Here is a 21251-nt window from a genome sequence, read left to right as displayed (position 1 = left end):
ATACCAAATTCGTTTAACTGTAAAGCCAGCGGTGACTGAAACAGAGGTAGCAGGAAGCAATTACGAAAAAGCTAGTGCCGCTACGCGGAAGTTAAAAGTCAAAATTCATGCATCGAGTGCTAATTGGCGAGGTGTCCTACGGGGCGCCTACTGTGCGGAAGTAATTCCGCACACAGCCCCTCCAGAATGTAAGACGCACTCAAGAGAGTCAATCATTTTTGATTTGTAATTGTTTTGGGATTTTGTAACTGGTCAGTTATTTCCGCCATCCTGCACTAGGCTGAGAATAGCTAAATTTCATCCCAAACTTAAAGATACTAGAACGGATTTCCTACATAAGTTATCTACTGAAATAATTAGTGAAAACCAAACAATTATTTTGGAAGATTTAAACGTTTCTGGTTTGGTAAAGAATCGGAAATTGTTAAGAGCTATATAAGATTTAGGATGGAGGCAATTTAGAACTCTAGGTGTGTTTTCGGCTGTTGCTGACATGAAACGCTGCGCGACATGAATGCGCTGCGAAACGCTTTTTATGTCGCGCAGCATTCCGTAGGAAAGCGAAACGCACCGAAATATTTGGAATAGGCTAAGATAGACGGTGCGTTACATTTGATTAATGCACCCTACTGGACTGTTTCAGCTAAAACTGTGCACTCTTATTTTTGTTTATAGGTGTCTTTTTCTCCCCATCCTCCCCACACTTCCCACAACGCACCATTTAAGATGAAACAATCCACTACTGGACTGTTTCACCTAAAATAGTAAATAGTGCATTAGGCTTTTTGATAATCACCGCATAACCCGGTCATTACATTCCCCCAGCCCCCATTTTCTAATGCACATTTTTAGATGAAACAGTCCACTACTGGACTTTTTGATTACCCTCGATCCAATCCCAAAAAAGTGCTATATTAAAAGACTAAGCTAGGGGTGCCTAGATATTAGGCTGAGAAATACCCTTAGAACCTGAGACTGGTTAATACCAGCGGAGGGAAGCTGTTTATTAAAGGAATGAATATATGCGGACAGAATGGATCGCCAAGCGTAGTGGACACAAAAATGTCTCTCAAATGCACTATGCTCGTCAGGGAATCATCACTGAAGAAATGGACTTTGTGGCCCAACGAGAAAACCTCCCTGCTGAGTTAATCCGCGAAGAAGTAGCAAGGGGACGGATGATTATCCCTGCTAATATTAATCACACTAATTTAGAACCAATGTGTATTGGCATTGCTTCTAGGTGTAAAGTTAATGCTAATATTGGTGCCTCTCCCAACACTTCCGACATTGAGAAGGAAGTTGATAAACTGAAACTGTCTATTAAATACGGTGCAGATACCGTTATGGACTTATCCACAGGTGGCGGTAACTTGGATGAAATTAGAACTGCCATTATCAACGCTTCACCAGTTCCTATCGGTACAGTACCAGTTTACCAGGCAGTAGAAAGTGTTCATGGCAGAATTGAAAATTTAACTGCTGACGACTTTCTTCATGTGATCGAAAAGCACGCTCAACAAGGGGTAGACTATCAAACTATCCATGCTGGAATTTTAATCGAACATCTACCTTTAGTCAGAAGTCGTATCACTGGTATAGTTTCCCGTGGCGGTGGAATTATCGCTAAGTGGATGCTACACCACCATAAGCAAAATCCATTATACACCCATTTTGATGACATCATCGAAATCTTCAAAAAATATGATGTTTCTTTCAGTTTAGGAGATTCTTTGCGACCTGGTTGTACTCACGATGCTTCTGATGAAGCACAGTTAGCAGAATTAAAAACATTAGGTCAATTAACTCGCCGTGCTTGGGAACATGATGTTCAAGTGATGGTAGAGGGTCCAGGCCATGTACCGATGGATCAAATTGAATTTAATGTTAAGAAACAAATGGAAGAGTGTTCGGAAGCACCTTTCTATGTTTTGGGTCCATTAGTCACAGATATTGCTCCTGGTTATGACCATATTACTTCTGCTATTGGCGCGGCAATGGCAGGTTGGTATGGTACAGCGATGTTGTGTTATGTTACTCCGAAAGAACATTTAGGTTTGCCTGATGCTGAGGACGTGCGAAATGGGTTAATTGCTTATAAAATTGCTGCCCATGCTGCGGATATTGCTCGTCATCGTCAGGGAGCAAGAGATAGGGATGATGAACTTTCTGCTGCTCGTTATAATTTTGATTGGAACCGTCAATTTGAGTTATCTTTAGACCCAGATCGAGCTAAGGAATATCACGACGAAACTTTGCCTGCGGATATTTATAAAACGGCTGAATTTTGTTCTATGTGCGGACCAAAATTCTGTCCGATGCAGACTAAGGTTGATGCTGATGCTTTGACAGAATTAGAGAAGTTTTTGGCTCAAGAAAAAGAACCTGTAACTCAAATTTAATTGCTATTTGGCTAATCTATTTTAATTTGTCCTAACCTGAATGTGTAGTGCTATATCTTCTATGAATCCACAGTTTTTGCATTGGAATACACACTCTGATCAACACAGAAACTGTTTGACATTTCCAAAGTTAGAACAAGTTTTAGAACTGGGAAACCATAGATCGGCGATGATTAGTTGAGAACCATATAGTTTACACTTGTACTCTAGCTGTCTACGAAACTCATAAAATCCCATATCTGCTATAGCTTTAGCTAACTATAGAACCCAAATGGGTTCTATAGTTAGCGTGTCACCCCATGAGGACACTCGACTTTCTACACTGCCACCTCTAGTTTGACACCATACATATTAGATCGCTGAACTGATTATATTTCCTCAATAGACTGATATTCTGTAAACCCTAAAGTAGTTGGCTCAACTACTTGAGTATTTTCTAGAATAGCGATAATTTGGCCATTTAGGACAATATCTGTGACATTAGCATTAACGTTAGGAACAAACTCCAGCTCTTCAAAACTAAAACCTACTATAGCCAATTTATCCTCATTGCTGAAGTCGGTGATAGTATTGACTCCTTCTCCAGCAGTTAAAACAAAGTGATCGCTACCTTGGTCACCAGTAAGAGTATTATTACCCTGGCCACCATAGAGCAGATCGTCTCCTTCACCACCATCAAGTAGATCGTTGCCGTTACCACCAATAAGGCTATCTTCTCCTCTGTCTCCAAACAAAATATCTTCCCCCGCACCTCCATGTAAAATGTCGCTACCCTTACCACCATAAAGAGTATCGTTACCAATACCGCCTGAAAGTATGTCGTTACTTTTATTGCCACTCAAGTAGTCATCTCCTTCACCACCATAGAGTAGATCGCTTCCATTACTATCTTTGTCAGCGTCACTGCTACCACCGTAGATACGATCGTTTCCTTTGTCTCCCATGACGAGATCGTTACCTTCGTCTCCAAAGATGTTGTCGTCACCCTTGCCTCCATGATTTGTATCATTACCTTTACCTGCATAGATAATATCTTGGTTTTGAGTCCCATTGATTGTATCGTTTCCGCGTCCACCAAAGAGAAGATCGTCATCGCCGTTCGAGACAGAAATTTGAATAAAGTCAAATTGGTTAGTCTTTGGCCTGCCACCAATAATCAGATCGCTACCATCCATACCCAGGAGTCGATCGCTGCCATCGTTACCATAGATGGCATCAGCATTTTCGGTGCCGGTATAGTTGTCGGTGTCTGAAGTGCCAATAAAGTTGTTTTCTGCTGGAATCAAGCTAGCAGCAGCATCAAAATCTACTATTGGCGGTACAAGTTCAGCGGGAATCAAAAGAATGGGTTTTTCCTCTTGGGTGGCCACGGGAGTTGTTTCTGCTTCAGAACCGGAAGCAGGTTGTGGCTCGCGAATAAGCTCTGTTGGTTCTGGAGTTGGTTCTGGAGTTGGTTCTGGAGTTGGTTCTGGAGTTGGAGCGGGAGTTGGAGCGGGAGTTGGAGCGGGAGTTGGAGCGGGAGTTGGTTCTGGAGTCGGCTCTGGAGTCGGCTCTGGGGTTGGAGCGGAAGTTGGAGCGGGAGTTGGAGCGGGAGTTGGAGCGGGAGTTGGAGCGGGAGTTGGTTCTGGAGTCGGCTCTGGAGTAGGCTCTGGAGTTGGTTCTGGAGTTGGAGCGGGAGTAGGCTCTGGAGTTGGAGCGGGAGTAGGCTCTGGAGTTGGAGCGGGAGTAGGCTCTGGAGTTGGAGCGGGAGTAGGCTCTGGAGTCGGCTCTGGGGTTGGAGCGGGAGTTGGTTCTGGGGTTGGAGCGGGAGTTGGAGCGGGAGTCGGCTCTGGAGTTGGTTCTGGAGTCGGCTCTGGAGTTGGTTCTGGAGTCGGCTCTGGAGTTGGTTCTGGAGTCGGCTCTGGAGTTGGTTCTGGAGTCGGCTCTGGAGTTGGTTCTGGAGTCGGCTCTGGAGTAGGCTCTGGAGTCGGCTCTGGGGTTGGAGCGGGAGTTGGAGCGGGAGTCGGCTCTGGAGTTGGTTCTGGAGTCGGCTCTGGAGTTGGTTCTGGAGTCGGCTCTGGAGTTGGTTCTGGAGTCGGCTCTGGAGTTGGTTCTGGAGTCGGCTCTGGAGTAGGTTCTGTAGTAGGCTCTGGAGTTGGAGCGGGAGTAGGCTCTGGGGTTGGTTCTGGAGTTGGAGCGGGAGTAGGCTCTGGAGTTGGAGCGGGAGTAGGCTCTGGAGTCGGCTCTGGGGTTGGTTCTGGAGTAGGCTCTGGGGTTGGAGCGGGAGTAGGCTCTGGAGTCGGCTCTGGGGTTGGTTCTGGAGTAGGCTCTGGAGTAGGCTCTGGAGTTGGAGCGGGAGTAGGCTCTGGAGTAGGCTCTGGAGTTGGAGCGGGAGTAGGCTCTGGAGTTGGAGCGGGAGTAGGCTCTGGAGTTGGAGCGGGAGTAGGCTCTGGAGTTGGAGCGGGAGTAGGCTCTGGAGTTGGAGCGGGAGTTGGAGCGGGAGTAGGCTCTGGAGTTGGAGCGGGAGTTGGAGCGGGAGTAGGCTCTGGAGTTGGAGCGGGAGTTGGAGCGGGAGTAGGCTCTGGAGTAGGCTCTGGAGTAGGCTCTGGAGTTGGTTCTGGAGTAGGCTCTGGAGTTGGAGCGGGAGTTGGTTCTGGAGTTGGAGCGGGAGTTGGTTCTGGAGTTGGAGCGGGAGTTGGTTCTGGAGTTGGAGCGGGAGTAGGCTCTGGAGTTGGTTCTGGAGTTGGTTCTGGAGTTGGTTCTGGGGTTGGTTCTGGAGTAGGCTCTGGAGTTGGTTCTGGGGTTGGTTCTGGAGTAGGCTCTGGAGTTGGAGCGGGAGTTGGAGCGGGAGTTGGAGCGGGAGTTGGAGCGGGAGTTGGTTCTGGAGTTGGTTCTGGAGTTGGTTCTGGAGTCGGCTCTGGAGTTGGTTCTGGAGTTGGTTCTGGAGTTGGAGCGGGAGTTGGAGCGGGAGTTGGTTCAATGTCGTTGTCAATATTAGTAACAGTCACATCAGCAACTGCTATACCGTCATACTGAGTATCGTCACTAGTTACACTTGTTTCCAATTTAAAGTTGACATCCCCATCTACTTCTGTATCATCTACTCCTGTGACTATTAATGTCTGGGGAGTATCCCAGTTATCAGGAGTAAATGTTAAATTGCTGAGATTGACTATGCCTTCACTCGTGTTATTAGAAGTAACTATTACTACTACATTATTGTTAGGTTGACTATTTAATAAGACTTCAAAGTTAGCTGTTGCACCATCTTCGCTTACAATTATTTGGCTAGGAGAGACGGTTATACCAGGCGTGCTTTCGTTTTCGTTACTGACAATAGCTGTAATGGCTTGAATATCGGTTTCACCTTTGCCATCATTAGCTGTGACTTCTATTTCATAATTGTTGTCACCATCTGCGTCTTTTGGTGACTCAAAGTCGGGAGCTGTTTTAAATGTGATTTCTCCGGTGTTACTGTTGATATCAAATAGAGTGGCATCAATTCCCCCTGTGATCGAGTAGCTAGGTGTGTCTCCGTCAGTGTCTTCAGCAATAACTGTAGTAACGGCAGTGGTATTTTCGACTACTATAGCACTGTCACCAGAGATAATGCTGGGAGCATCATTGACTGCCGTAACATCTATGGTAATAGTGTTAGCTACTGTACTGTCGGTTGTGCCGTCGTTGACTGTGAAGTTGAAGTTGGTATAGTTGGTGCCGTTGTCATTTTCTTCTGGGATCAATACTAGGTTGGAAATATCGTCTGCTGTGATGACTTGGTTGACTGTAACTTCTGTGCCACTTAGTTCTAATTTGCCTACTGTGGGTAAAGTTGTGACTTTGATGGATGCTAGAGTGTCGCTGTCTATGTCGCTATAACCAAAGTCTACTGCTGTGAATGTATAGCTGTTGTCTTCTGTGAGCGTGATGGTGTTGTCATCGGCTGTGGGAGCATCATTGACTGCCGTAACATCTATGGTAATAGTGTTAGCTACTGTACTGTCGGTTGTGCCGTCGTTGACTGTGAAGTTGAAGTTGGTATAGTTGGTGCCGTTGTCATTTTCTTCTGGGATCAATACTAGGTTGGAAATATCGTCTGCTGTGATGACTTGGTTGACTGTAACTTCTGTGCCACTTAGTTCTAATTTACCTACTGTGGGTAAAGTTGTGACTTTGATGGATGCTAGAGTGTCGCTGTCTATGTCGCTATAACTAAAGTCTGCTGCTGTGAATGTATAGCTGTTGTCTTCTGTGAGCGTGATGGTGTTGTCATCGGCTGTGGGAGCATCATTGACTGCTGTAACATCTATGGTAATAGTGTTAGCTACTGTACTGTCGGTTGTGCCGTCGTTGACTGTGAAGTTGAAGTTGGTATAGTTGGTGCCGTTGTCATTTTCTTCTGGGATCAATACTAGGTTGGAAATATCGTCTGCTGTGATGACTTGGTTGACTGTAACTTCTGTGCCACTTAGTTCTAATTTACCTACTGTGGGTAAAGTTGTGACTTTGATGGATGCTAGAGTGTCGCTGTCTATGTCGCTATAACCAAAGTCTGCTGCTGTGAATGTATAGCTGTTGTCTTCTGTGAGCGTGATGGTGTTGTCATCGGCTGTGGGAGCATCATTGATGGAGTTGACTATGACTGTAGCTGTATCTGTGCCACTACTAAAGGCTGTGGCATCGCCGTTGGTGCTGACATCGACTTTATTTCCTACTGTTCCCAATGTTTGATCCCAGCCTCGGAAAGTGATGGCATTAGTTATAGTGCCGCTATATTCGGCTGTTGGTGCAAATAGCAGGCGGGTGTTGGCATCTGCTGCTAATAACAATGCACTATTATCTGATACTGTTCCTACTGCTGTCCAGGTTGTGCCTCCGTCTGTACTATAATGCCACGTTCCATTGGTTTCGTCTATTGCTGTAATGGCAATACCTGTGGCTGCACTGGCATCAGAGTCGGTGACGTTGCCTGTGAGGGCAACAAGATCACTGATATTGTTGCCTACTGCTCCGTTGGGGGTGGTGTCTTCCTCTACTGTTAGTTCTATGTCGGCAGTTGCCCCTGTGGCATCTAAACTGTTGTCTAATAATGGAGCATCGTTTTCGGCGGTGACTATTATTTCTACTGTTTGAGGAGCGCTATCTAGGATGCTATCATTAACTGTTATAGATATAGTCCGACTTGCGGTAGGGTGATCGGAGGTATTTTGGTAACTGATGGTTTCTATTAAAGCTTCAACTGCTGCAACAGTGGCATCAGTGGTGGTGAAATTGATTATTAGACCGGAACCATTGACACCATTATTAGTTGCATCTATGCTACCTATGATGTTTCCTTCATAGGTAACATTTGTGCCATCGAATCCTATTTCACCTGCTCCCGTACCAATGTTTGCTACTGTAAGTTGGTCTTCAGTAGTATTGCCAACTGTATAGCCAATAGTGATGTTACCAGCATTGAAGTTGTCGTTGTCAGCAGTGAGGATGACATCACTATCTATTATTTCTGCTGCTATATTGAGGGCATTTTCCGTGAATGTAGCAGTGTTTAGGTTAGTTAAGACTGGGGCAGATATTGTTTCGTACAGGGCTATTTTGTTGTCATTAGATGAAGCACTGAGAACATCGATATCTCCATCTCCATCCACATCTACTGCAAATACTGAACTGGCACCATCAGCAGTATTAGAAATGGTCTGTTCCGTGAAATTATTGCTGCCATCGTTGAGGTACAGGGCTATTTTGTCGTCAGTAGATGAAGCACTGAGAACATCCACATCCCCATCTCCATCCACATCTGCTGCAAATACTGAACTGGCAAGATCGGCAGTATTAGAAATGACCAGTTCTGTGAAATTATTGCTGCCATCGTTGAGGTACAAGGCTATTTTGTCGTCATTAGATGAAGCACTGAGAACATCCACATCCCCATCTCCATCTACATCTGCTGCAAATACTGAACTGGCACGATCGGCAGTATTAGAAATGGTCTGTTCTGTGAAATTATTGCTGCCATCGTTGAGGTACAAGGCTATTTTGTCGTCATTAGATGAAGCACTGAGAACATCCACATCCCCATCTCCATCTACATCTGCTGCAAATACTGAACTGGCAAAATCGGCAGTATTAGAAATGGTCTGTTCTGTGAAATTATTGCTGCCATCGTTGAGATACAGGGCTATTTCGTTGTTAAATAGGGAAGCACTGAGAATATCCATATCCCCATCTCCATCCACATCTGCTGCAAATACTGAACTGGCACCATCAGCAGTATTAGAAATGGTCTGTTCCGTGAAATTATTGCTGCCATCGTTGAGATACAGGGCTATTTCGTCGTTAAGTAGGGAAGCACTGAGAATATCCATATCCCCATCTCCATCCACATCTGCTGCAAATACTGAACTGGCACCATCAGCAGTATTAGAAATGGTCTGTTCCGTGAAATTGTTGCTGCCATCGTTGAGATACAGGGCTATTTCGTCGTTAAGTAGGGAAGCACTGAGAATATCCATATCCCCATCTCCATCCACATCTGCTGCAAATACTGAACTGGCACCATTAACATTAGTAGAGATGATGTTCTCATTTACCCCCAGTGCTTTAGATGCGGGGTTAGGATTATCTGTAATTGTCACAGTCGCTGCCTCATCTCCTAGAATTGCACTCACATCATACTGGTTGGGCACTCCTGTGGGTTCTTCTATGAGTGTGAGAGTGACTGTTTCATTAGCATCAGTTACGGTATCGTCCCTGGGGACTATTTTGATGTCAACGCTGGTTTCTCCATCAGGAATCACAACGCTGCCTGTTTCTCCATCAAAGGTGACAGTGGCAACTGTGCCATCTACCGTATGCACCCCTTGAATGTCGTAGTCGATGTTTTGAGTAGCAGTGCCGGAGATGGTGAAGAATACTGTTATATCTCCTGCTGTTTCTGTATCTCTATCTATGGTAAAAGTTGCTGCTACTGCACCAACTTCATTAGGGGTTCCGGTTTTGGTGATTTTAACAATAGTGGACATAAGTTTTGATAGTTTATTTATAATTTTTTGTTTTTCAAAAGCACAAAATGTCAATTAAACATTAAAATTACCAAGAAAAGCTGGTATAAAGCCCCGTTGTTCACGACGGTTAACTTTGTGCATAGTTAATAATAGCAGATAAATTACCGTCAGGTTGAACCCCCATTAAAAATAGTCGATTAGATTGATAAGTAGTCAATGCTAAACTTACTTTCTCTGTATTCAACCATTGAATAAACTGTTGAGAACCGAGAATTTAAAATGAGGCTTTTTCTCGCACTAAGTACCACCCTAATTTTTACTTCTCACTGTGAGGGGACTGAATAATTTTGATTATTGCTGGAATAATTATCATGACAATCTTAACAAGATGACTAACGGGATAGATATTCAGGATGAGAAATTTTAGGGGCAAAAATCAGCCTTTCGGGGGCAACTCCAGCAGCAGCAGCTCCCTCGCATAAATTTTTTATAATTTATTCAGAGTTAGGCTCAGATAACCACAAAACACTACCTTCCACCTGCTTCAATATTCCTATCCACAGAGCAAACAATTCTGGGGTAATTTTATAGAACGTTAGTCAACCTCCGATCGGATCTTTGTATGGGGTATGGGGTATGGGGTCTGGGGTATGTGCTTTTGGCTGCCGTCCTCAGAACTCAGTCGGTGGTGAAGTCAGGAGATTCAGGAACGAGAATAGGGCAAAAAGCGGATGAGACCCCAGGTCTTTCGGGTATCTCTTTCCTCCTCCGGAGGAGCTACGCTAACAGAGACGCTTTGCGTAGGGCAGTTGCTTCAATTCGGCGGGGCACTTATCGGGTGGAACCTGCCTCTCTCTCTTTGCCCATAGCCCCTTGGGAACCCGAAGGGCGTACTGCACTCACCCCTCTTAGGCGCACCAGGTAGTGCACCAAGCAGCTTGAAATTTGCTTCCATCTGCCCATCTCTTTTTAAATAGGTTTCAAATGGGTTCTATAGTGACGGTTAAAACAGGCAAAAACAAAACCAGATTCCGGCAAACCACAATCTACCCGACTAAACTGCTTTTAAGCCACCTCCATCGGCGAACAAACAAATTGATCGGGGTAAATAGACAATATTATTGACTTAATTGGTCGGGAAGAATGGAGAGAAGATTAATTTAGCAGAAGAAGGAAACACAGGGGCTGTGAACAGGAAATATAGTTGAGTTATAAATAATACAAATCATTTTGCACAGGAACTAATTTAATTAAATTAATCCAGTTCAAGAAGCATTTTGAGTCTTTCTAAAACTATAGCTTCTTGTTGACTAACTTTAGGTCCTGTACCAAATATTCCTTCTCCAGAAGCATTAGCTATTTGAGTAGCTACTTCATAGAGAAATTCTTTGTATTCTTGAGCTTCTTTCGGAGTCGCTTTAAGATGAGCGATCGCTACTGCAGCTTTAATTTTTTCTTGTGCATCTTCCAGAAAGTCTGTAAAATTTACTGCATTTTCTATCTCATTTATTTGAGTAGTTTTTTCTGCAATATCTACCAACAAATTCTGAATCAGTTGATTATCCTGATAATTTAACTTAGCGTGCTTAATTTCTTGGCTAAAAGTAAATACTTCTTTAACAGTGGAAAAAAGTGTAAATTCAGAGGCAATAATTATCATCGAAACTAAAGTAATTGCTTGTAATAATAACTGCCATTCTGAATTTGTATAATCTGCTTTAGTCGTCATTTTCCTGACTCATATTTTTCAGATTTTCTTGTAACTCTGATATAGTAAATATTGACTCAAACTGAAGACCTTCTTTTTGATAAAGTTCTCGACCTCCTTGCTCTCTATCTACAAGGGCAAAAACCCGATCTACTTGATAGTTTGCTTCTCGCAGTCGATTAACAGCTAGCATTGCTGATGATCCAGTTGTAACAACATCTTCCAAAACAACTACTCTGGCATTAGCTTCTAGTGAAGGTCCTTCTATATAAGCCATTGTACCATGTCCTTTGGCCTCTTTTCGGATAATTAAAGCTGGTATTGGACGATTTTCATAAGCTGAGACTACACTAACAGCGGTGACTATTGGATCTGCACCTAAAGTTAAACCTGCTACACCTTGAGTATCTTCAGGTAACATGGAAAATAATAACTGTCCAGTTGCGAGAGCACCTTGGGGATGAAGAGTAACGTATTTACAATTTATGTAATAGGAGCTACGTTGTCCAGAAGATAAGACAAAATCTCCTTCGCGATAAGCTAAATTACATAACAAATCGAGTAGTTCTTGCTTGATTGTGGTTAAATCAACAGTAGCTAAGGATGAAATTTGATTTGTCATATTTTTAATTAAAATAGTTCCAAGATATTTGAATAAGGCAGCTATGCTGAAGGCAGAAGGGAAAATTGCTTATAGATTTAAACCCCAAGCAATTTTAAGCACTCCCATTGACGGTTGGGTATTAAATCCGCAAAAGATAATTTTTTGCCATATAATCTCACTGCTATAATACGAGCAAAAAAGCCGTAATAACCTACAATAAATAATAAGGTATGGCCATGAATTGGAAAAGCCTCAGTGGCATAATTATTTTTTCTGCGATCGCGACTCTAACATCTGTCCAAATTGCTCAAGCGGGACATCCCGAAGATCCTGTTCGTACATATCAACCTTTTGCAGAAGAGTTTAACGAAGCAAGTCAAAGATATTCTGGTAACTTTTTTGATAAAACAGAGTTTTTGAATCAAATAGGTCGTTATTTTGGTATTTTGAGGTTTCCTGATGAAGCTATTTCTGACGACTTACGCCTAATTAACCAACTATATATAGAGGAACAAAGGCGACAGTTTTCTAGTACACCAGTCATTAGAACTCCTGATTTAGTTAATCCTTATAATTCATCAGTAATGACAGCTCCTCCTTCAGATTCAATTCCTACTTTTGGTGGTAATTAGTTATTTCTCAGGCTGTTTTAGATCAAATCCAAGGTGATAGGAAGTAGCCAACAACTAACAAGGGATAAACAGTTTTTTTTCTTTATTCTTGAGAGTAATTAGAATTGGTTGAGAATCTATATCCTCATCCAATTCTTTCCTATAATATCATAACTATTTGAATACTTAATTCCCCATATTAAACTTATAAAATTTGAACTAATGCTATACTTGGGCAGCACTTCAATTATTAAGTAAACAATACAGACATAATCACCTTTTTGATGATTCGCACCCTAGGAGCGCATTAATTATTATTATGTTTACTTCTCTGTAGGGACGTTGTATCCTACTCCCCTACTCCCCTACCAAAAAATTGTGGTTTAAAGCCTCCTCTTTATAAGGGGATAAAAAGAAAAATTTTCATGATTAGTCAATCCTCTTCTTTTTAAGGAGAGGTCATTTCAGTTATCAGTTATCAGTTATCAGTTATCAGTTATCAGTGAACCTCCGACTGAAGTCGGAGGCTTGAAATACTGAACTAAATATTTTTTTCATCCCCTTAAAAGGGGAGGCACATACCCTCATTTTTTGGTAATAATTATTAATTATTAATTATTAATTATTAATTGTTGAATACCTACTCACCCCAAATAATACCATTTATCAAAAAGAATGCTATATATGATTGGGTGGGGAAGTGTGGGAAGTGTGGGAGGTTTGGGGAGAGGTAGGGACGTTGCATAAGGGCGTCCGTACGAAAAATCTATACTAACCGACTAATAATTGTCAAAAACAGACTTTTAATCTTAGTAACTATTGAGGTGTTGAAGTATAGCTGAAGTATAGCATTACTTTTGGTAATTGGTATAACCCCTTGGTGTAATCATCCAATTATTGTAAATACCTGTAGATTCATTACCAATCAAAATTACTGTCAACATATCAATAGAAAACTCCAATAATTTATCCAGACTTGTCAAGGTAATTTCCTCATTTTCTCGATAAACAGACCGAGCAATTGCTACTGGAGTTTCCGGTTTACGATACTCTAAAAAGATATTCACAGCTTTAACTAATTGTTCTTTTCTTTTCTGGGATTTAGGATTATAAAGTGCCACGACAAAATCTGCCATTGCTACAGCATTTAAACGTTTTTCTATTACCTCCCAAGGTGTTAATAAATCGCTCAAACTAATAGAACAAAAATCGTGCATCAAAGGCGCACCAACTCTAGCAGCAGCAGATTGTAAAGCACTAACTCCAGGAAATACTTCTACCATGGGAATTTTGCCATCCCAACCTTTGGCTCGAAGTTGTTCTAAAACTAATCCTGCCATACCATAAATTCCACAATCTCCAGAAGAAACTACTGCGACATTTAAGCCAAAATTTGCCAATTCAATTGCTCTTTCTGCTCGTTCTTTTTCTTGAGTAATAGGTAGTTTTTCTATGATTTGCCCAGGATTTAATAAGGGTTGAATTAGGTCAATATAAAGAGAATAACCAATGACCACATCAGCATAACTAACAGCCATTTTAGCAGCGGGTGTCATCTGTTCTAATTTTCCTGGACCAGTGCCAATTAACAATAGTTTTCCTGTTCTTCCTGTATATTCTTTTTTAGATATAGCTACAGCAATAGTTGCTGCTCCTGGTTCGCCTTCTAGACGAAATATTTGCTTACTAACTAATAAATTACCTTCATTAATTCCCTGAAAATCTGAGGATAAATTGTCAGTATTCTCTTTTGATTCTGAATTAAGATTATCTTTTTCTTCTGGGTTTAATACTCCGTCGTCTACAGGGTGTTTATAATTAGTTTGAATTTGAGTATCTATCCATTTATTCTTTCTTCCTAACTTCTGACTTCTGACTTCTGACTTCTGACTTCTAACTTCATTCTCTTTTGATTCTGAATTAAGATTATCTTTTTCTTCTGGGTTTAATACTCCGTCGTCTACAGGGTGTTTATAATTGCTTTGAATTTGAGTATCTATCCATTTATTCTTTCTTCCTTCTTCCTTCTTACTTCTTCCTTCTTCCTTCTTCCTTCTTACTTCTTCCTTCTTACTTCTTCCTTCTTCCTTCTTCCTTCTTCCTTCTCTTGCCCCTAAAATTGCAGCAGCTTCAGCAACACTAGGAGTTCCTACTTCCTGAGCAACAATATTAGAAGGAGTAGGTACTTCAACACAGCTCAATAATTCTGAAGAAAAAGTCTGTAAGGGTAAATTTTGTTCCTGACAAAATTTTACTAACCCTATTTCATCAGCTTTAATATCAATAGTGGCAATTCCAGCGATCGCTCCCTCAGCTAAATGATTAGCTTGAAATACTTGCTGAATAGCAGTTGCAATTAATTTTTTAGAAGTACCTCTTTCACAACCAACCCCTATCCACAAAACTCGTGGATGCCATTGCACTTTCGGTAAATCTGAATCTGGAGCAAACTGCCGTTGAGTAAAACTAATCCAAATTCTGGCCTTGGGAGTAGGGGATGAGCGATCGCCTATTTCTGGAAATCCAAAATAAAATGGATGATTCTGGGGTAAATGCTCTTGCCACAAGGTCGAACCCACTTCCTGAATTACTTGTACAGTTTCTCCTCTAGCAACTATTCCACTGACTCTATTCCAATCTCCCTCCCCTCGTCGCCAACCAAAAGGTTTACCCAAAATATCAATACCAGGTAATCGTAAATTATGGGATGCGCCTGTAATAATTGGGGTGGCGTTCAGGAGGCGAGCAAGTACATTAGTCATTTTATCGGCACCACCTTGATGTCCACTACATAAACTAATGACAAATTTACCTGCTTCATCCACAACGACTACTGCTGGATCGTGATATTTATCTTGTAAAAGTGGAGAGATTAAACGTACAACTGCACCACTGGCGAGACAAAAAACTATAGCACTATAGTTTTGCCAAATATTTGCTAGATGATTTTTCAGAGAGTCGGTGTAAATTTTTGTGTTAACAGTAGAATTTGTTGTGTGTTGACAAGACTCTGGCATCCACAGAGTTGCCTCCAATGTTTGGCAAATAGGTTGTAATAATTTTGTTGCTGTGGGAGTTGTGGCGATCGCTGCTATGGGTTGAAATTCTTGGCCAATTAAATTCATTTTTTAGGTATTTGAAATAGAAGCCATTTGTTATCTTGGCAAAGGTAGGGGTTTTTGGCAAAGGAATCAGAAGTCAGAAGTCAGAATTCAGTAGTCAGGAGAGCGAGAAATATAATATAGAATCCGGTTATACAGTATATGTTTATAATTCTATCCACACTTTCGGAGCCTTCAATCTCTCGACCTCCCCTTCTCCCCACACTCCCCACCCTCCCCACACTTCCCACCCCCAAACATAAGATAAGTATTCAACCGGATTTTATATAATAGGGGAGGGAATAAAGATAGAACCCTTATGGGATCTATAGAATTAGATTGGTCGTCCAATTTTTGCCCAATCTTGTTGGCCAGTTAAAAAATCTAAAATTTTCATCACAAAAAACGCAGAAAAGACTGTTGGGTTAACAGGTTATAACAGTTGCCATTACTGTATTTGACATATCAAAAGCTTAAAACATTAGACTATTTAAAATGTAGACAAAGGTTCTTGAGTTCTATAACTGCAATAATTATAGGTGCTTAATATAAGACCCACAAATAACAAGGAGAAAAAAATGAAGCAAAAAACAAACACCATTATTTTAGAGATGGGCACGGCTAAAAGTAAAGATATCCGTGATTTGCAGAGAGGTCAAGGTAAGATATCCAAGAACATAGGAAAAATGATCAAACAACTGAAAGCATCAGGTGAAACCCCAGAAGATGCACAACCTGTAATTATAATTGTCAGGAAAAAAAGCAAAAGCAAAGGACTTTTTGACTAAGTAAGCCATCGAATTATCTAGCTCTTGCTATTGGGTAAGAGCTAGATAATTTTGTTTGTAGCCATATTGTCGCCATCAATAAATGGTGAGTTCAACAATTAATTAGGGTTTGCGCTTCACTAGTCTTATGGGTGAGGGTAGGAGTCAGGAGTCAGTCCTCAGGAGTCAGGAATAATTGGTAATTTAGAGGAGGTAGTCGGATATATTTATCTCTTTATTTTTTTGCCGTAGTTAGCCTTTAATCCTAACTTTTTGGTCGCTCAAGTTGAAAAAGTTGCACTTTTTTTCGTTCTAAAAAGGCACTTACCTTTATCTGTAAATGCTTTTAGATTTAATCAGCAAACCCTAATTATTAATTATTAATTATTAATTATTAATTATTAATTATTAATTATTAATTATTACCTCTCCTATGCTATTTGCTAGTGCTACCCACTCCTGGACGCTTAAATCTTCTGCACGGACTTGAGGGTTTACTTTTAATTTTTCTAGTAGTGGTAAGAGGCGATCGCGTTCAATAATTGCCTTAAGATTATTTCTCAACATTTTCCGTTTACTAGCAAAACCTAATTTAACTAAGGTTTCCATTTGTTTAGGATTATTTGCCTGGGGTTCTATTAATTGAGGGCGTAGTCTTACTACTGCTGAATCAACTTTTGGTGGTGGATAAAATGCTTTGGCAGGTACATCACAAATAAATTCACAGTTGGCTAAATATTGAATTTTTACTGATAGGGAACTATAAGCTTTTGAGTCTGGTCGAGCGCAGATTCTATCTGCTACTTCTTTTTGTAATAATAAGACGATTAAATCATAAGTATTGGCTACAGGTTGGGCAATTGTTCCTAATAGTTTTTCAATAATCGGACCAGTAATATTATATGGAATATTAGCTACAACTTTATTCAGGTTTTGAAAAGTTGGAAATGGCGCTAATATTGTTTCTAAATCAACAGATAAAATATCTTCTTGTAGTAAGATAAAATTTTCTACTCCGCCTATTTTTTTGACTAATTTTTTACATAAATCTCTGTCAATTTCTACTGCAACAACTGAAGCTGCTAGGGGCAATAAACGATGAGTTAGAATACCTGTACCTGGTCCTATTTCTAGGATGCGATCGCTGTCGGATAATTCAGCAGCTTGGACAATTTTATTGAGAGCTTTGTCACTCCTCAACCAATGTTGAGCAAATCTTTTTCTAGGTTGAATAGTCATTTCAGTTATCAGTTATAAATTATCAGTACCTCTACAATAAGGGGAATTGAAATAGAAAATATTCTCTTTTTTTATCCCCTTAAAAGAGTCAGCACCAGACCCAAATTTTTTTGTCATAATATAGCAACCCTAAATGATTTGTGAAAAAAAACTGTAGGGGTTTGGTCTTTTCATCCCATTTTAGCTTGGGGAAAGGAGACCAAACCCCGTTAGATAAAATGTTACAACCTATCAGGATTTACACAACTATTTTTGTGTGTTTGCCATAAATCACCAATAATTAAGGTTGAAATATTGAAATGTTGTCAGATAGTAATTTGTCTCAATTTGGCTTTTAAAAATCATCTTAAGTAGACAAGCTTTACTAATAAAAAAAGTATGTTACAAAACTATGGTCTATAGGGAAAAGGGAGCAAATATTTGTAGCAAATAATTTGAAATTTTCTGGAGACCGAATTTTCGTGATATATATATTAAGTTCTCAAATTTATACTTTTCAAAAAATATCACTTTTTTTTGGATAAAATATGATGTCAATATCCGATCTAGACCAAGAACTAGAAATACTAACTTGTGATGATAAACCGCTTTGGGATACATGGTTATCGATGTTCCACTTTCCGACACTTACTGTTGCAGACGAGCTAGGACTTTTCTCTTTATTAGACAAAAAGCCTGCAACTGCTGAAGAAGTAGCAACAAATTTGTCTTTAGGGTCTCGTGCTACTGAAGCACTTTTAGGAGTAATGACATCACTAGGCTATCTTGTGCAGTTTAATGGCAAATTCCATCTTACCCAGGTATCACAAAATTTTTTACTTCCTGATAGTCCTTATTACTGGGGTGGTATACTGCATTTTATGCGCGATAACCCTCTGTCACATTCAGCACTTTTAGAGGCATTCCGAAATGATAGGTCTAGTATTTACGACGAGAAGGGTGTTTGGGAAACTCACGAAACAGAACAAGAAAAAGCTGAGGCTTTTACCAGACACATGCACAGTCAAAGTGTTGCTCCTGCACTTGGTGCTGCGTTGAGAGGTGACTTTTCTGGTGTGAAACGTCTTCTTGATGTAGGAGGTGGTTCTGGTGCTTTTTGTTTTGCCTTAGCTGAACGTTACCCCCAAATGCACTGTACTATTTTAGAATTACCAACAGTATGCGACATAGCAAAAGAATACATAGCAGGAACTGGATTATCTGATAGAGTAGATGCTTGTGTGGGAGATTTTTTCCGAGAGCCTTTTCCTTCTGGTTACGATGCAATTCTATTCAGTAATATTTTTCACGACTGGGGATGGGAAAAATGTTTGCATCTAGCAAAACAAAGCTTTGAAGCATTACCAAGTGGAGGTCGCATTTATATAAGTGAAATATTATTAGGAGATGGAAAAGATAACCCTCCAATTGCTACTTCATTTTCAATGTGCCTGTTTTGGGTTACTGAGGGTAAACAATACACTGCTAATGAGTTTAATCAAATTTTGCAAGAAGTTGGGTTTGAAGAAATATCAATAGTTCAAACTCATGTTTATTATTCACTCGTTAGTGCTAGAAAACCTTAACAAAGTTAGAAGTCATATCAAATCCGGTAGTATTGGTATAAAAAAATGTAGAAACCGGGTTTGTTTCAAATACCTATAACTTAAGGTCTACTTCCTACAAACCCGGTTTATTATCATTTTCTTTGTGGGTTTAATACCCCACCGTCAACGGGGGTGTTCACGCATTACTTGGGGGAGCGAATCCCCATGTAATTTTCCTCCTGTCTCCTGTCTCCTGTCTCCTGTCTCCTTCTTCAAAACACTTGAAAGCAAGGGGATTTGATATAGTTGTTTTTGTAAGAAGCATTTTGAACAACCTACAAAAACACTTCAATACACCATTTTAAGCTTGACGCGCCACTACTAATTGCCTATTCCCTTTTTCCTACTGAAGAGATTTCCAAAGATTTTGAACTAGCATTATTTGCTGACCAATAGGGAGATAGCGCTCAAGAGACAAAATATTCTGATCATTTTGAAAATCTACAAAATTCTGCTGAAATGCTGCATAAATTTTCAGGTTCATATTTAATAGTTGATCGTCAACAATATTCAAAATTAATTGTTCTTGATTGTTAAAGTTGTCGTCATCCCTAATAATTAATTTACCAGGACGAAGAGCAAAATCACCAGAATAGTCAAATTTCATCCAAAAATCCACTTCTATATTGGGCTGAGTATTGTCTTCGTCAAAATAAATTTTTAAACGCCGTTCCTGAATATCCCATAGGGGATATTCTTTTTTGATTGCAGGATTTGGTCGCATATCAATGTTAGAACGAACATAAATTTTATCTTGAATATTTTCTGCTTGATAAATAGCATTGACAAATGTATTTGTACCACTAACTTCTGGAAGTGACAAATAATTATTAAAATCAATTATTCCTATTGAAGAGAGTAACTGTAAAGCATGAGACAATTCAAGTAATGGTGGGTCTGTAGTATATGCTAAACCATTTTCTTTAGAAAAATCAATTTCTACTTTATATAAATTAGGAATACTCGAATGATTACTTGAAGTTAGGGAAAGCTTTTGTTTTTTTTCCTTGATAAACTTTTGGATTTCTCGCTTAATAAATTTAGGAAAGTCTGAATAATACCACTGAGAAGCTACTGCTGCTTTTATTTCATATTTGTGAATTATTTCTGCGATTTGCAGCATTTTTTGTTTGTTTATTACAACTGGCTTAGGTAATATAAAGTGTTTCACACCAGCTTCGATATATAACATTAGTTGTTCATCAACTAATTCTGGCTTTAAAGCTATCTCAATTACTTGTCTTGCTTTTTGCTGATTATTTAGGTGTTTAAAATAGTTATCATGCCATTGACTAAAACTCTGAAATAGATAAGTTTGTGGTTTATTTTTGCCTAAAATACTATCAGCAAATAAGGAGGAATTAATTACTGGATCGACAATAGATACTATTTCCCAGAAATATCCATTTTTGGCATATTTAGTTCCAATATAATTTTTTCCGTAACGCCCATAACCAACAATTGTTGTTTGAAAAATTGAAGCTTGATCGGATAGATGAGACTGACTGTCAGGATTTTTTTTAGCAACCGAGTCAGCTTGATGTTGTAGTAATTTTTTTTGCCCTTTCATAATTTTCTTATAATTTGTTTAGGTTACTATAACATTCTTAAACAAACTTAAACTATGACAGGAGATAGAAGGTTAATTATTGATATTCGGTCGCTTCAGACTTTCTATCACAAACATTTGGTCAACTCACAGCTAAAGCTAAAGATTATTTAGATGCAGGTGTATTAAGGGTGTGGGTTGTTGATAGTAAAGCTAGGAGTATTACAGTTTTTTATCCAGATGCACCGCCACAAACTTATATGGGAAATCCCCTATTTAGGAACTCTTTATTTGAGGGATAGAGTTAACTGCTGGAAAAGTATTAATAAGGGGAGAATTTCCACTAAAATTACTTCCAGTTACAGGGAAAAAAGATGAGTACAAAATTTGCTGTAAATTATCACTCCTGACTCTTGAATGCCACAAAAATATTACAATATAAATACTCAAAAGTCGGCATAATTTTAAAGACGAAATGGTACAAATAAAAAATCAACTTACATTACAAGAGTTTCTCGAACTTCCTCCTGGAGATGGAGATATTACTTATGAACTTATTGATGGAGAAGCAGTAGCAAAAATGTCACCGAAATTTTTTCACTCTAAACTAACTCGTGCTTTGCTCTATCTAATAGATGAATGGTGCGAGGGAAAAGGACAAGTTTTTCGAGAATGGGCTGTGAAATTAACTCGTCAAGGGA

The 21251-nt window shown here is 40.0% G+C and carries 12 protein-coding genes, 2 pseudogenes and 1 riboswitch; of the genes and pseudogenes, 7 read left to right on the top strand and 7 right to left on the bottom strand.

Going from position 1 to position 21251, the window contains the following annotated elements; genetic code table 11:
* Positions 1–277: 277 nt before the first annotated feature.
* A pseudogene (locus tag F6K23_RS29715) lies at positions 278–436 on the top strand (transposase); the annotation flags it as partial.
* A 483-nt stretch (positions 437–919) separates the two neighbouring features.
* Positions 920–1014, top strand: a riboswitch (TPP riboswitch).
* A gap of 8 nt (positions 1015–1022) precedes the next feature.
* The gene (thiC, locus tag F6K23_RS29710; protein WP_293162522.1) at positions 1023–2402 is read left to right on the top strand and encodes a phosphomethylpyrimidine synthase; all 1380 of its coding nucleotides are present in this window, start codon (positions 1023–1025) and stop codon (positions 2400–2402) included.
* 99 nt (positions 2403–2501) lie between these two features.
* On the opposite strand, the gene F6K23_RS29705 is transcribed toward thiC, so the two are convergent.
* The 4 genes from F6K23_RS29705 to pyrE all read right to left on the bottom strand — a co-directional run bounded on the left by F6K23_RS29705 (position 2502) and on the right by pyrE (position 11715).
* Complete coding sequence (locus F6K23_RS29705; RefSeq protein ID WP_375340799.1) at positions 2502–2639, bottom strand: zinc ribbon domain-containing protein; 138 nt, start codon at positions 2637–2639, stop codon at positions 2502–2504.
* Between the two features lie 131 nt (positions 2640–2770).
* A complete protein-coding gene (locus F6K23_RS29700) occupies positions 2771–9403 on the bottom strand; it encodes an FG-GAP-like repeat-containing protein (RefSeq protein ID WP_293162519.1) in 6633 nt (2210 codons plus the stop codon).
* A 1237-nt stretch (positions 9404–10640) separates the two neighbouring features.
* Positions 10641–11114, bottom strand: coding sequence for a hypothetical protein (locus F6K23_RS29695; protein WP_293162516.1), 474 nt, complete (start codon positions 11112–11114; stop codon positions 10641–10643).
* Positions 11104–11715, bottom strand: a complete 612-nt coding sequence (pyrE, locus tag F6K23_RS29690) for an orotate phosphoribosyltransferase (RefSeq protein ID WP_293162513.1) — start codon at positions 11713–11715, stop codon at positions 11104–11106. Before pyrE ends, F6K23_RS29695 begins: the two co-directional genes overlap by 11 nt.
* Positions 11716–11933: 218 nt before the next feature.
* On the opposite strand from pyrE, the gene F6K23_RS29685 reads away from it, so the two are divergent.
* Entirely contained in the window at positions 11934–12329 is a 396-nt protein-coding gene (locus tag F6K23_RS29685; protein WP_293162510.1) for a hypothetical protein, read from the top strand.
* 830 nt (positions 12330–13159) lie between these two features.
* Here the strand turns inward: F6K23_RS29685 and cobJ are convergent.
* Positions 13160–15433: a precorrin-3B C(17)-methyltransferase gene (cobJ, locus tag F6K23_RS29680; RefSeq protein ID WP_293162507.1), complete on the bottom strand. Its 2274-nt coding sequence runs from the start codon at positions 15431–15433 to the stop codon at positions 13160–13162.
* A gap of 515 nt (positions 15434–15948) precedes the next feature.
* Between cobJ and F6K23_RS29675 the strand changes: the two genes are divergently transcribed.
* The gene (locus F6K23_RS29675; RefSeq protein ID WP_293162504.1) at positions 15949–16197 is read left to right on the top strand and encodes a hypothetical protein; all 249 of its coding nucleotides are present in this window, start codon (positions 15949–15951) and stop codon (positions 16195–16197) included.
* Positions 16198–16584: 387 nt separating this feature from the next.
* Here F6K23_RS29675 and rsmA read toward each other — a convergent pair whose 3' ends face one another.
* Positions 16585–17415: a 16S rRNA (adenine(1518)-N(6)/adenine(1519)-N(6))-dimethyltransferase RsmA gene (gene rsmA, locus F6K23_RS29670; RefSeq protein WP_293162501.1), complete on the bottom strand. Its 831-nt coding sequence runs from the start codon at positions 17413–17415 to the stop codon at positions 16585–16587.
* A gap of 527 nt (positions 17416–17942) precedes the next feature.
* On the opposite strand from rsmA, the gene F6K23_RS29665 reads away from it, so the two are divergent.
* Positions 17943–18980 carry a methyltransferase gene (locus F6K23_RS29665; protein WP_293162498.1) on the top strand — a complete coding sequence of 346 codons (1038 nt, stop codon included), beginning with the start codon at positions 17943–17945 and terminating at the stop codon, positions 18978–18980.
* A gap of 364 nt (positions 18981–19344) precedes the next feature.
* On the opposite strand, the gene F6K23_RS29660 is transcribed toward F6K23_RS29665, so the two are convergent.
* Positions 19345–20571, bottom strand: a complete 1227-nt coding sequence (locus tag F6K23_RS29660; protein ID WP_293162495.1) for a Gfo/Idh/MocA family oxidoreductase — start codon at positions 20569–20571, stop codon at positions 19345–19347.
* Between the two features lie 161 nt (positions 20572–20732).
* On the opposite strand from F6K23_RS29660, the pseudogene F6K23_RS42985 reads away from it, so the two are divergent.
* Both F6K23_RS42985 and F6K23_RS29650 read left to right on the top strand, forming a co-directional pair.
* Positions 20733–20852: pseudogene (locus F6K23_RS42985) on the top strand (Uma2 family endonuclease); the annotation flags it as partial.
* Positions 20853–21025: 173 nt separating this feature from the next.
* On the top strand, positions 21026–21251 hold a 226-nt coding region (locus F6K23_RS29650; RefSeq protein ID WP_293162492.1), incomplete at its 3' end, for a Uma2 family endonuclease.

The organism is Okeania sp. SIO2C9, from assembly GCF_010672455.1.
Classification (GTDB): domain Bacteria; phylum Cyanobacteriota; class Cyanobacteriia; order Cyanobacteriales; family Microcoleaceae; genus Okeania.
The sequence above is the reverse complement of the archived record's forward strand: the minus strand, read 5'-3'. Positions and strand labels throughout refer to the sequence as shown.

Bases quoted from the DNA above. Each gene is read 5' to 3' on its own strand.
- thiC (WP_293162522.1), top strand. From the start codon at position 1,023: ATGCGGACAGAATGGATCGCCAAGCGTAGTGGACACAAAAATGTCTCT.
- F6K23_RS29705 (WP_375340799.1), bottom strand. From the start codon at position 2,639: ATGGGATTTTATGAGTTTCGTAGACAGCTAGAGTACAAGTGTAAACTA.
- F6K23_RS29700 (WP_293162519.1), bottom strand. From the start codon at position 9,403: ATGTCCACTATTGTTAAAATCACCAAAACCGGAACCCCTAATGAAGTT.
- F6K23_RS29695 (WP_293162516.1), bottom strand. From the start codon at position 11,114: ATGACGACTAAAGCAGATTATACAAATTCAGAATGGCAGTTATTATTA.
- pyrE (WP_293162513.1), bottom strand. From the start codon at position 11,715: ATGACAAATCAAATTTCATCCTTAGCTACTGTTGATTTAACCACAATC.
- F6K23_RS29685 (WP_293162510.1), top strand. From the start codon at position 11,934: ATGAATTGGAAAAGCCTCAGTGGCATAATTATTTTTTCTGCGATCGCG.
- cobJ (WP_293162507.1), bottom strand. From the start codon at position 15,433: ATGAATTTAATTGGCCAAGAATTTCAACCCATAGCAGCGATCGCCACA.
- rsmA (WP_293162501.1), bottom strand. From the start codon at position 17,415: ATGACTATTCAACCTAGAAAAAGATTTGCTCAACATTGGTTGAGGAGT.
- F6K23_RS29665 (WP_293162498.1), top strand. From the start codon at position 17,943: ATGATGTCAATATCCGATCTAGACCAAGAACTAGAAATACTAACTTGT.
- F6K23_RS29660 (WP_293162495.1), bottom strand. From the start codon at position 20,571: ATGAAAGGGCAAAAAAAATTACTACAACATCAAGCTGACTCGGTTGCT.